General features: G+C 40.3%; 10 protein-coding genes. All 10 read left to right on the top strand.

The genetic code is table 11. From position 1 onward, the window contains the following. Window positions 1–324: 324 nt before the first annotated feature. The 10 genes from hpsA to PUQ00_RS05170 all read left to right on the top strand — a co-directional run bounded on the left by hpsA (window position 325) and on the right by PUQ00_RS05170 (window position 13,366). Entirely contained in the window at window positions 325–4,989 is a 4,665-nt protein-coding gene (gene hpsA / locus PUQ00_RS05215) for a hormogonium polysaccharide biosynthesis protein HpsA (RefSeq protein WP_300413814.1), read from the top strand. 29 nt (window positions 4,990–5,018) lie between these two features. Beyond that, a complete protein-coding gene (locus tag PUQ00_RS05210) occupies window positions 5,019–5,768 on the top strand; it encodes a prepilin-type N-terminal cleavage/methylation domain-containing protein (RefSeq protein ID WP_300413812.1) in 750 nt (249 codons plus the stop codon). Between the two features lie 89 nt (window positions 5,769–5,857). Next, entirely contained in the window at window positions 5,858–6,877 is a 1,020-nt protein-coding gene (gene hpsC / locus PUQ00_RS05205) for a hormogonium polysaccharide secretion pseudopilin HpsC (RefSeq protein ID WP_300413878.1), read from the top strand. Between the two features lie 25 nt (window positions 6,878–6,902). Then, window positions 6,903–7,631, top strand: a complete 729-nt coding sequence (locus PUQ00_RS05200; protein ID WP_300413810.1) for a type II secretion system protein — start codon at window positions 6,903–6,905, stop codon at window positions 7,629–7,631. Window positions 7,632–7,776: 145 nt separating this feature from the next. Continuing rightward, window positions 7,777–8,856 (top strand): hormogonium polysaccharide biosynthesis glycosyltransferase HpsE, encoded by a 1,080-nt coding sequence (gene hpsE / locus PUQ00_RS05195; protein ID WP_300413808.1) that lies wholly within the window; start codon window positions 7,777–7,779, stop codon window positions 8,854–8,856. A gap of 23 nt (window positions 8,857–8,879) precedes the next feature. After that, window positions 8,880–9,866, top strand: a complete 987-nt coding sequence (gene hpsE / locus PUQ00_RS05190) for a hormogonium polysaccharide biosynthesis glycosyltransferase HpsE (protein WP_335030415.1) — start codon at window positions 8,880–8,882, stop codon at window positions 9,864–9,866. Window positions 9,867–9,911: 45 nt separating this feature from the next. Next, window positions 9,912–10,877: a glycosyltransferase gene (locus PUQ00_RS05185; protein ID WP_300413806.1), complete on the top strand. Its 966-nt coding sequence runs from the start codon at window positions 9,912–9,914 to the stop codon at window positions 10,875–10,877. A 36-nt stretch (window positions 10,878–10,913) separates the two neighbouring features. Continuing rightward, window positions 10,914–11,474 carry a type II secretion system protein gene (locus PUQ00_RS05180; protein WP_300413804.1) on the top strand — a complete coding sequence of 187 codons (561 nt, stop codon included), beginning with the start codon at window positions 10,914–10,916 and terminating at the stop codon, window positions 11,472–11,474. 39 nt (window positions 11,475–11,513) lie between these two features. Further along, window positions 11,514–12,161: a TIGR04282 family arsenosugar biosynthesis glycosyltransferase gene (locus PUQ00_RS05175; protein WP_300413802.1), complete on the top strand. Its 648-nt coding sequence runs from the start codon at window positions 11,514–11,516 to the stop codon at window positions 12,159–12,161. Window positions 12,162–12,523: 362 nt separating this feature from the next. Continuing rightward, on the top strand, window positions 12,524–13,366 hold the full coding sequence (locus PUQ00_RS05170; RefSeq protein ID WP_300413801.1) for an HpsJ family protein: 843 nt from the start codon (window positions 12,524–12,526) through the stop codon (window positions 13,364–13,366). The last annotated feature ends 17 nt before the right edge of the window (window positions 13,367–13,383 follow it).

Here is a 13,383-nt window from a genome sequence, read left to right as displayed (position 1 = left end):
ACAACGTCTACATAAAAATACATTTAAACAATGCATATTTACGCAATTATACTGTTATAACATCCTATTATTATTTCTGGAATTGGATTAAATAATTCTCAAAAAATCAGTATTTACCGGATAAGATGAACAACTTATAAATGATATAACTTTAATAAATTATCTTTTTTTTTAGCTACTTGATTTAGAAGTTAGTAAAGCCAGATGCAATAGTTACATAAATATAGTTTCATTCTTTGCCTAAAATTTAATTTTTTAGGCAGAATTATCAATTTTGATAAAAAATTAACAATCCGTTATAAACCACTTGACAGGGAAGCAGCTATGTCTCGAAAAGGTCAGTTATTCAAGGTAATTCAAAAAACCTTTAGACAAATTAGCAAGCAGTTTTTATCTGCAATTAATAAGCAAATCATTTGGCTACTGCGGACTATTTCTGGCACTCGGAGAAGACCCGGTTCAGTGAATGCTGGCTTTATTTTACCAACAGTAGCGATGGTAACGTTGGTTGTCGTGCTGTTAACAACTGCAATTCTATTTCGGTCTTTTGAGCGCTCTAAAAACGCTAGTAATGTCCGCGTGAATGAGGCTGTGCTTAATGCTGCTACCCCAGCGATTGATCGTGCCAGAGCAAAATTAGACAAGCTATTTGATGACCGCCGACTTCCACGAGCCACACCTTCAGATAAAGTTTTAGAGAGTACCTTAAGTAGTACTGCTAATTTGCCTGAATATACTTTTGGAGACGAAACTCCACTAAAGGTGTCTTATACCTATACAACTCCACCAGTAGAAGGTCAGCCAGACCCTATACTAACTGCATGGATGTTCCCTGTTGATACAAATAACAATGGGAAATTTGACACCTATACTCTTTATGGAATTTACTTCAAAACTCCGCCCATAAGTGGTGGCACATACAGCCGCGCTAGAAATCCTCTAGAGGCCAGAACTCCACCCATGACCTCTGGTAATATAAGCACCGGTTGTCAAGATACTTTGGGAACAAGTGCTACTTTGGTAGGGAATACGGGCTGGATTAATATTGCTAGTAAGCTGAAAAAAAGCTTTTTTGTCTACACTGCTAATGTTCCCATCACTACTAACCCACCTAACACTGGAAGTGATGCAGGTAAATACGAAGTTTTTCAAGGGAATAAAGGTTTTTCCGGTTTAGAGTATCAACAAGACCGTATACAATTACCGCTAGTTAACAATGCGGTGGTTTATGACGATGATATAGAAATTACCCCTGGTGTCGAATTTAACCTAAATGGACGGATATTGACTAATAGTAATTTACTCACTGGTACTAATGGTTCTGGAGTAACACTTTATCAGGTTAGTAGTGAAAATTCCTGTTTTTACGATGATGACAATGCCAAAATTGTTGTAGGTGGCAATTTAGCAGCAGGTGTTTTCACTGGTACAGGTGATTTAAATAACAGTACATCGGTGCATTTATTCCAAGGCCAAGGAGTTGACCCTATTCAAAATGTTGGTGTTACTGCTAACAAATCAATCAGTCCTGAAACACCGAATAATATTGCCTACAATAGTTTAGCTTATGTACAGCGCATCAATCTTTTAGTACAAGCACAGACGGCTAACGCTGAATCTAGTGATCCACAGGAAGTCAAAGATGGTATTACACAGCAACTAAAAGTATTAAATCTCACTACTTCCACTGCCACTGCATCGCAACTAGCTACTATCCGTAATAACCAGCTACAACTTTACTTTAAAAAACGTACCCGTCGTGTACCTTATGGTGAAGTTGGTTTTGGTGGAATTGCAATACAACAGACGACTGGTGTAAATTATACGACTACTACAGTCCTACAAGGAAGTGGTGACTCACTTCGTCCACCAGACACTTGGGTTTATCCCTTTAAAGCTAGTGATGGTAAAAGTAAAAATGATGGCACTTTAATTTATGCCAATTTAACACTTAACATTAGTGGTTCTAATCTGCTACCTAAAGCCACAGAAACAACTAAGCAACAAAAACTGGGTAAAGAACAATACGTTGGCGATCGCATTTTGCTTGGTAATAACCTACCTGCATTATGGTGGAACACGACGACATCGACATTTGTTGGTTCAGATAGCACAGATACCCAAGATATTACAGGTATTAACTGGGACGACGGGGATGGAACTCGCAATCGCCGCAGTCGTGTACAGCAACTGGCTGATTTAGGAACTGTTGACCGAGATGGAGACTGGGAATCAACAGCAGCTACAATACCAAGTACTCCCCAAGATTCTGTAGGCGGCTTACGGGTAGTAACTGGTGCAGGGATTTATTTACCTAATGATTTATTTGTTAGTAGTCCAAGCTTCAGCATACCTGCACCCCGAATCTGGTCAGATATGATGCCAGTGCCTTCGGGAACAGCTACCGTTGGAACAAGCGCTGATGCTAGAGGTATAATAGGCGGTTTTAACTACTCAACAATCCAAGTATCAACTCAACCATATTTACGGATGCGGGCTACAGCAGTGTATCACTACCAAGCTAGTGGCTACAGTGCGACAAACCCTGCACCCATTGCTTGTATAAGTAGTTACTATGACCCCACTAATAGCACTACAGCTAAGAATCTGACAACTCTTCCATATAACAATACGGGTGGCAACTCCAATAATGGTATTGTCTACGCAGCTCCAACAAAGGCTGTTTCTGACTATTTAGCTTTACTAACCTACCAAGCTAGTTTAAAGTATCCCAATGGGCGGTTGGTGAATGAACTACTGAAAACCGCTCTGCCAAAAGCAGCTTCCTCTCGGACACTCTCAGAGCAGTCTGCTATTCATGCTGCTATTTGTGCGATCCAAATATTAGATGGTAGTATCGGCTCTCCAAGTACTAGCGTTATCCCTCACGGCGCAATTTACGAAACTGCTTTTTTAGATGCAAGACAGATTAAGGCAATTCATAAAGATGTATCAACACCTGGTGTAGAAACGTTCACCAACGCTGATGGTGTAAATGGAGATGGAACAGGTACCTTTGCTAGTGTCCCAAGTGTCCCAGATCCATCTGCTGGTTCCACGGCTCCAGACTATGAACTCGCCAAAGAAACCCGCCAACCCCTGGAAATTCGCGCCACTGTATTAGACATTAGTAAGTTACGGGCAACAACTTATGGCACAGCAACATCACAAGAATACTTAATTCCCAATAGCGGTATTATTTACGCTACTCGTGATGATGCACTTTTGGATTTAAGTGCCAGCTCTAGTAGTGGCATAGATGCACAAAAAACAAGTAGTCCTGTAGATTTCAAACTTGATCCGACTCGTCGTCCCAACGCCATTATGTTAATGAACGGCGACCCAATCTGGCGTGTTCTGGGTTTCAGAGATGCAGAAAAAGGCTTGATTTTAGCCTCTAACTTGCCTGTATATATTAAAGGCGACTTTAATAAACATACCCAAGAAGAGTTTAATACAGCTCTAAGTAGTAATTTGAACAATTTCTACTCTCGCGCTGCAACAGACCGTAATCCAAACTTTGCTTGTCGTACTGGTGACGCTAGATTACCAAACTGTACCACTGGGGACGCATGGCGACCTGCCAGCGTTTTGTCAGATGCGATCACCCTTCTTTCTAATAACTTTCAGTTTGGCTACCGCAGCGATGGAGACTATGACCTAAATAATAACCTGGGTGATACTAATTCCATTACCGGTACTGGTAGTGGTGTTACTCCTGTTATTCCCGGATTTCAGAAGAATGGGTTTGCTACCAACAACACTAATGTCGTCAATGCTCTCTGGTATGACCCTACCAATACCTCTAATAATGTCTATCCTGTTGCCACTATAAACAGTTCTTACCTGAATAACTTTGTTACACCCATCCAGCGAAGGAGAACTGCCCCAGAGTATTTAATGGAAGTATGTCCAAAACTACCTGTTTCAGCTTGCGATCCGGGTACTGATTGGTGGGTAGCACTACCCGCTGATGTTGTTGCATATCCAGCAGGTCTAAGAGCCTCGGATGTTACTGGTACTCCTGGACAGACTTTTTCTCTGAGTACCCATTTAGCAGGTACAACAGCACAATCACCGACTAATTCTAAATATCTAGGTTATCCTCGCCGTGTTGCCTTTCTCCGTAGTACATCTGCTGGTACATTGGGACAACTTACGCTTGATGCTAGTACTAATCCTAAACCAATCATTATAGGTATCCAGAGCGGGAAAATAACTTCATTTCCACTGAGTAGTTTTAGTTCTACCAATAGACCAGATCCCACAGCTAATGCTCTATGGTTCCTAACAAGTGCTGCCAATGACGATAATCAACCGCCAAACTTTACTCTAGGCTCAGGTACAAGCGATCAACCAGCTTTATCGCCAATGTTACAAATTAAAGTGGCTTTCAACATTAATGAAGATGAATCACCAATATCAAGTAATAACAAACTGGGTCCTGGCGGAAGTAATAACTCACTGGTTAGTAACTGGATGCAACAAGCATCAAGTTTGGGTACTACCTTTAACTTAGTCGTAGCAGGGGGAGACACCCCAGCTCGACCTACAGAAGAGAATGGTGGTTTACAAAGCTTTGTCCGCTTCTTGGAAAATTGGAACCCAACTGGAGGGTCAGGCGATGCTATTACAGCTAGGATTAACGGCTCTTTTATCCAAAGAACTCGTAGTGTCTATGCTACTGCGCCAATTGTAGCATACTTAAGTAATGCCGGCTCATCTCTTGCACCATATCCGATCGCTAATGCTAGTGGTCAAATACCTTTTTTACTACCTCCTAAACGGCAGTGGGGTTATGATGTCGCCTTGCTGTCGCAATCACCAGACGCATTTTCGCAAAAGTTAGCGATAACGCCAGATGACAAACCCAATGAGTATTTCCGGGAAGTTGGTCGAGATGATGCATGGGTGCAAACGTTGTTGTGTGCCAAAAAAGCCTCAGACAGTACTTATGCCGTCGCTGGCGATCATACTAGCTGTAGTTAATCTTTAATTCCTAGAAACGGTGAGCAACTATGATTAAGCGCAAACAACAGCAAGTAAGTCAAACATCTGATGAGCCTGGTTTTACGATTATTGAGTCACTGGTAGCACTACTCGTAGTTGCTATTTTACTAACAGCGATCGCGCCTGTAATCGTCCTAGCAACAGCAACGCGAGTTCAGTCTCGACGAGTGGAACTGGCAACCCAAGCGGCAAAAACATTCATTGATGGCATCAGAACTGGAGCTATTACAGCGCCAAGTGCAGTTACTACACTTACTGCTCCTACATCAGATGCACCCAGACGCATTTCAGATGTAGCAGCTATACCAGCTGTAGCTGCTGTAGCTGCTACGGGAAGTACACCAGCTATACCAGCTGTAGCTGCTATACCAGCCGTAACAGGTAGACCACAAGACTATTTAATTAACACTACAAATATGGCTGCTCCCACATCAGCAACTGGTCTGTATTGTTTTAACCAGAATGGCACTATTAGTACTACAGATTGTTCAAGCAATCAGTTTTACATTCAAGCCGGTCAAATTATTGGGGTAAAGGATGGCTATCGTCTGGGAATTAGGGTTTATCGAGCAGATGCTGACTTTCCCTTAATAGCCAGCACTGTTGATACTAAATACACACAAACACCTTTCACTGCTGGATTAGGTAGCCGCAAAGCACCATTAATTGAAATGACAACCGACATCAGCAACACTACCACTACATTTCAGGCTTTATGTCAACGACTAGGTACTGCAACAAATCAAAGTTGTCAATAAAAAACTGGGCAAGTTTATATTACCTCAGCGATCGCTCTTTATGCGATTGCTCGCTGTGCATCTATTAGCAAAGAGAATACCGCAGTATGATCATGACACTAAAATTTATGCTCAGTATACAGCTGAAGCGCTCCAAGGGCATTCAGCAAGTTGATGGTTTTACCCTAATTGAATTGTTGGTAGGCATGATCCTAGCCTTCCTGATCATCACGCCGTTGCTAGGATTCATGGTTAATATTCTGGACACCGACCGAAAGGAACAAGCCAAGGCAAATTCTGAGCAAGAAATTCAAGCTTCACTAGATTACATTGCCCGTGATTTACAACAGGCAATCTATATTTATGATGCTACTGGAATTGCTTGTCTAACCGGTACTGTTGATACTACTACTTGCCCAAATGCAAGTACAAATCAACTACCTAGCCCAACTGCAACAGATAGAGTTCCTGTGCTTGTCTTTTGGAAACGAGAATTAGTTAGTCAAGCAATTACAATTACAGGAACTCAAAAAGATGATACTTTTGTTTACTCATTAGTTGCCTACTATTTAATTAAAGACAGTAGTACTACTTGGTCTAACGCTGCTCGTATCGCCCGATGGCAAATTAAGGATGGTGTAGCAGATCCCGGTGGACAAGCTTGTACTGGATATACTGGAAAGTATGTCACTGACAGTAATAATAAATATTGTCCTAGTCCAGGTTTTGCTCTATTTAAACTTGATGGAGCAGGCACGATAACACAAAAAATGAATGCTTGGACAAAAGCTACAGCAAGTTACACTGCCGATACCACAGTACTTGTTGACTTTATTGATCAAACCAAAACTGACGACGCTTCAAATCCCGCGCCAACAGCAGTCTGCTCTCTCACTAGCGTACCAGCCTCTTTCAGCGTACCAGCTTCTTTCAACACTCGTGATACAGCTAAAATGACTAGTTTTTATGCTTGTGTTGATAGAGTTAATACAACAGCACAAGTATTTTTACGAGGCAATGCACTCGCACGCATACAAAACGATAACCTTAATTATAAAGATAGCAGCAAAACTTATTTTCCAAATGCAAGTATACGAGTACAAGGACGCGGATACTTATTTACTAAATAAATGCTGAAGTTCAAAGGATTACTTAATGGCAGCCATTATGGAAAAGTTAAGTTTGAAGTTATTTAACCTAAACAGTAGAAATGAAACCGGTAAACAGCGATGTCTAGTTAACAGACTGGGCTATGCTTCTGGATACACCCAACAAGATGCTGGCTTTAGCTTGCTGGAATTACTCGTAGTAATCCTGATGATCGGAATTTTATCAGCGATCGCAGCTCCTAGTTGGTTTTCCTTTGTAAATCGACAGCAGGTAAATAAGGCTAACGACGCTGTTCTCGCCGCACTGCAAGAAGCACAGAGCCAAGCCAAAAAAACTAAACTTAGTTACAGTGTCAGTTTTCAGAAAAATAGCGCAACCAAAAATGTGGAGGTTGCTATTTATAGTACTAATGCTGGAATCAGCACATGGAAAACATTAGGATCGGATGTGGGAGCCAATTCTAATCAATTACTGCTGGGTGCAAATCTCAATGGCGAAAATGCTGTTAACACTGCCAGTATTACTGATTCTACTGTACACTATCCTCTCCCAATTACGCCCACAAAAATTACCTTTGACTATATGGGAGCTCTGACTTTGCCAAATAACTTGGGAACACCTGTATCGCCTTCGACAGATCCACCTGGGTTAAAAATAGTGGTAGCTCTACCAAGCTCTGCAAATTCTACATCGCCTAGTAGCGTGAAGCGATGCGTCATTGTGAAAACTCTCTTAGGCTCAATGGCCACAGCAAAAGACTCCCAATGCAGTTAAGTAATCTTCATAGTTAAAATTTATAAAAATACGAAATAATACTGAACGTAAAACTGCACTTTGAGAGCAAAATTGTAACATCTAGCGCAGTTTTCTGATTTTAAATCTCTCAAAAATCGCCTTAATAAAATATAACTTTTGTCAAATGACTGAAAACATTGACTTTACTGTAGCTATCCCAACTTATAACGGTCAAAGTCGTTTGCCTGAACTACTAGAACGACTACAAAATCAACTATATACAGAACATTTATCTTGGGAAATTATAGTTGTAGATAATAACAGCACTGATAACACGAAGAGAGTTGTTCAAAGCTATCAACAAAATTGGCAGTGTCCTTATCCACTAAAGTACTTGTTTGAAACGAAACAGGGAACAGCATATGCCAGACAAAGGGCAATTGAAGAAGCTAAAGGCAAATTTATAGGTTTTCTTGATGATGACAATTACCCAACATCTACCTGGGTAGCAGCAGCTTATGCTTTTGGTGAACAGCATCCTTTAGCCGGTGCTTATGGTGGCCAAGTTCATGGTGAGTTTGAAGTTGAACCACCAGAAAACTTTAAGAAAATAGCTTGTTTTTTAGCCATTACCGAGAGAGGTACAAAACCCCTGCAATACAAAGCTCCCATGAAAATGCTACCTCCAGGGGCTGGCTTAGTAGTTCGCAAGCAGGCATGGGAGAGAACAGTTCCTAAAAATCTAGTTTTAAATCATAAAGGTAGAGAAGCTGGGTTAGCTAGTGAAGATTTAGAAGCAGTACTACATATCCAGCTAGGAGGTTGGGACATTTGGTACAACCCAGAAATGTCTATTTACCATAAAATCCCAGCATGGCGATTGCAAAGAAAATATTTAATTAGTTTATTTCGCTGTGTGGGTTTAAGTCGGCATCACCTTCGTATGTTGAGAATACAACCTTGGCAAAGACCTCTGGTAAGTTTAGCGCATTTAGTTAATGATTTACGCCAAATTATACTTTACGCGCTCAAATATCGAGGTACGTTTCAAAGTAACTTAATTGCTGCTTGCGAGATTGAACTGCTCATGAGTAGCTTTATCAGTCCTTTTTACCTACTTAAAAAAAGATATTTGAATATAGCGGTTCCCGACCTGCTGATGTACCTTTTCAAAGCTATTAACCTTGGTAAAAAAGATTGGGGTATCCCTCAGTTGCTTAGGAAAAGCCCTAACCAGTTATTACCTTATCATAAACTATCATAAAAAACATACAAGTTGTGGTAATTATGATGGATAAATTAATTGAAAATCCATTTTTAGACTTTACTGTAGCTATTCCTACATATAATGGGAGAAACCGATTACCTCAAATATTAGATTTACTTTTGAATCAAACAGGAGTAGAACACCTCAATTGGGAAATTATTATTGTTGATAACAATAGTTCCGATAACACAGCCGAGTTAATTCAGGATTACCAAAAAAGCTGTAGTAATAACTTTCCTTTAAGGTACTTCCTAGAAACTAAACAGGGAGCCGCTTTTGCAAGGTTGCGGGCTGTGCGCGAAGCCGGAAGTCAGCTTATTGGATTTTTAGATGATGATGTCCTACCTGCGCTTGATTGGGTTGCACAAGCTGTAGCCTTTGGTAAACAGTATCCTCACGCCGGAGCATATGGCGGTCAAGTTCATGCTGAATACGCAGTAAAACCACCAGAAAACTTTCAAAGAATTCAAGCTTTTTTAGCTGTAACAGAACATGGGCCAAATCCACATTTGTTTGATGCGGATAATTTAAGACTTCCTGCTGGTGCGGCGCTTGTTGTTCGGAAACAAGTATGGTGTGAAAATGTACCAGAACGACCTACTTTAAGTGGGAAGTTGCCTGGTATTTTGGTGCAGGGTGATGACTATGAACCATTGCTTTACATACATTATGCAGGCTGGCAAATTTGGTATAACCCTACTATGCATAGTTATCATCAAATACCACATTGGCGACTTGAGAGAGATTACCTCCTAACTCTGGCACGCGGCTGTGGCTTGTGTGTTTTCCAGTTACGCTTGATAAATACTAAAAATTGGCAAAAACCAATAGTGTTTGTGAAAACTATTTTAGGAAATTTACGCCGAGTATTAAGGCACTTTATTCAGTATAGAGGGCAATTAAAAAATAATCTAATTGCTCTTTTTGAAATGGAATTTTACTTGGCTAGCATGATGAGTCCTTTTTACTCTTTGAAGCTTTATCTTAGGCAATTTTTTGTCCAATGAATAACTATATAAAATGAAAAAGTAATAATTAATAAAAGCAAATATATGACTTATATCTCTGTAATAATACCATCTTATAACAGCGAGAAAACTATAAAAAAAACAATTGAATCCGTTCTCAATCAAAGTTTTTCAGATTTAGAATTAATTATAATCAATGATGGTTCAAAAGACTCAACACTAGAGATTATTTCAAATTTTCAAGACTCCCGAATAAAAATATTTTCCTTTGAGAAGTCTGGTGGAAATATTAGTCGGAACCGTGGGCTAAAACATGCTACGGGAAAATTTGTTAGTTTTTTAGATGCAGATGATATTTGGACAGCCGATAAATTGGCAAGCCAGTTGCAGGCTCTGCAAGAAAACTTAGGTGCTAAAGTTGCTTATAGCTGGACTGATTATATCGATGAAAATGATGAAATCTTGCTTTCAGGTATGCATATTACTGTCAATGGTGATGTTTATGAAAAGCTATTAGTAAGTAATTTTCTAGAAAATGGTTCCAACCCCTTGATTCTTAGAGAAGCAATAATAGAATTAGGTGGATTTGATGAATCACTAAATGCTGCTCAGGATTGGGATATGTGGCTGCGATTAGCTTGCAAGTTCGATTTTGTATGTGTACCATCTGTACAAATATTATACCGAATCAGTCCTAATTCAGTTTCTTCTAATCTTGCAAGGCAGGAAAAAGCCTGTTTGCAAGTTCTTAAACGTGCCTATCAGGTAAGACCATTAACTGATAAAAGTATTTGGAGCTTAAGTCTCACGAACCTTTATATATACCTAACATGCAAAGCCCTAAGACAGCCATTAAATCGATATAAAGGTGCAGTAGCAGCCATATTTCTTTGGAAGTATTTACTCAACGACTCTTCAAGGTTCCAGCGAATAAATCTAATCTTAAAACTTTTATTTAAAATTGCCGTCATCTTTATACTACCCACTACTTTGTCCACAACATTACTAACAAGCATCAAGAGAAAAGCTAAGAAAGTAAAATATTCTTAAATATGTGGTTAGTTGAAAACTAACTAAAAAATAACAATGAATACCCCAGTGCATTTTTTGTATCTAGTTAATACAAAATATCTCTTTAATAATCGCTCTAACAGTGGTTTCACACTGCCAGAGATGTTAGTAGTTATTGTATTAGTTGGTATATTAGCTACGCAGGGAATACCCAACTGGCTGGCTTTTGTGAACACTCAACACCTCAACACTGCCCGAAGCGAAGTTCACCTTGCTATGCGCCAAGCCCAAAGACAAGCTACTAAGGAAAAATTGACTTGGCAAGCTAGTTTTCGTGAACAAAACGGTATTGTTCAATGGGCGGTTCATCCTACTACCGTAAAACCATCTGCCGCTAACTGGAATAATCTACATTCTAATGTGCGTTTAGATGGGGAAACAACCTTGCAAGCGTCAAATGATATACACAAAGTTGAATTTGACTACAGAGGTAATGCTAAAAATTTAGGAAGGATCACGCTATCCAGCAAGTCTGGTGGTAAAGCTAAACGTTGTGTAATAGTTTCTACAATTTTAGGGGAAATGCGAACGGCAAAGGAGCATACTACAGCTAAAGACGACAAGTATTGCTATTAGCTATTAAGATATTTCTTGTTGATTCAAACAAGGTATTGTGTGCTGAACTTACCAGTAAACCCAAAACAGCACTTGATTATTTTCACTCGCTATCCAGAACCAGGTAAGACCAAAACCCGATTGATACCTGTTTTGGGAACTCTTGGTGCTGCCAATCTTCAACGAGAAATGACTGAATATACAATATTTCAGGTTCAAGAATTGCAAAAAGCCATTGCCATATCTGTGGAAGTGCGGTTTACAGGTGGCGATTTGCAACTCATGCAAGACTGGCTGGGGTTGGATTTCGTTTATCAGTCTCAAGGTGAAGGCGATCTAGGTTCGCGGATGGCCCGATCGCTTAGAAATGCCTTTCAATCTGGTGCAGAACAAGTAATTATCATCGGTACAGATTGCCCTGGACTGAATACCCAGATTCTAACAATAGCCTTTGAGAAATTACACACCTTTGACCTCGTACTTGGCCCTGCGATCGATGGTGGATATTACTTAATTGGTTTGCGCCAACCCATCCCGGAGTTATTCGTTAACATCGAGTGGGGAACTGCTCAAGTATTCCAGAAAACCGTGGATATTGCCCACAAACTGAATTTATCACATGTGAACTTGTCGCCTTTAGCTGATGTTGACCGACCTGAGGATCTGCCGATTTGGGAACAAGCCCTTGCAGGGGAGATGGAAAAATGAGGGAGATATAGTTAAAAGGGCGGTTAGAAACCGCCCTTTTAATTTGAACGTATGCACATCTGTGGTATAGAAAAAATCCCTGTATTACGACCGATTGGAACTGCAATAAGGGAAATCGGGTAGTTCATTCAGTCTTTTCCTCCAGCCCCGCATTAGCTTCGTATCTTCAAATACTAGGAATTTCCTGAAGACACTGCACATAACAAATGTTACTGTGGCCTAGTTGAAAACCAAGAGGCAGATAGCCTTTACCAGTATTAAATCTACTTTGTGTTTTTACACAATAGTCACGGTCATGGGCACAATATTTAAGTAGCTTGAAATATGAACATCACTCGTATTCACCGCCAGTTTGAAAAATTATGGTTAACCGTTTTACTTCCGTGAGTACTGCCCTTACAGTTAAGGTAGTTGGAATAATCTGCATTTTGTCCTTTTTCGTTGACTTTTTGATTCTATTGTTACCCTTTCAACCTACTGATCGGCTATGGCAAATCAACTTGGGAACAGCGCTAGTTGATCGGGGAATTGTTCCTTTAGTAGGTTTGGGGCTTCTGTTTGCTGCCTATTGGATTGATAGTGCTGATGCCGGAAGCGATCGCCCCCAAGGTATCGATTTAAGATTTCCCGCCCTGATCCTCTCAAGTATTTTAGGATTGATGTTCTTGCTGATTTTTCCCCTGCACCTCAATAACGTGAATCAAGTTAAGACTCAAGCAGTCAACCGCATCACTCAAGAAGCAGATCAGGCAGAAAATCAACTGAACACTCGGTTATCCCAATTGCAAGCACAACTGACTACTGAGCAAGGAAAAGCTCAATTAGAGCAGCTGCGAAACCAAACCAAAGCTCAGTTTAGTGAAATCCTCAAAGATGATCAAAAATATAAGCAAGCACTTGAAAGCTCTCAAATTCCCGCAAATATTAAAGAGTTACTGAAGAAGGCTAAAAAAGATCCCCAAGTACTTGACAAAGCTATCGAACAACAAACAGATATTCAGACGCTGCAAACTCAACAACTGAGCCAACTTCGCCAGCGCAGAGACGAAGCACAGCAACAAGCTAAAGATACTGCTTGGAAGTCTGGACTGCGAATTGGGATTAGCAGTTTGCTGTTGTCCATTGGTTACATTATCATTGGCTGGACAGGCTTAAGAGGTAGAGGTGCCGTACAAGGTGGTAAACCTAGAGCTACCGCACGCTAATCGACTATTGGCATGGC

The sequence above is a fragment of the Nostoc sp. S13 genome, from assembly GCF_029379315.1.
In the GTDB taxonomy this organism is placed as follows: domain Bacteria; phylum Cyanobacteriota; class Cyanobacteriia; order Cyanobacteriales; family Nostocaceae; genus Nostoc.
The sequence above is the reverse complement of the archived record's forward strand: the minus strand, read 5'-3'. Positions and strand labels throughout refer to the sequence as shown.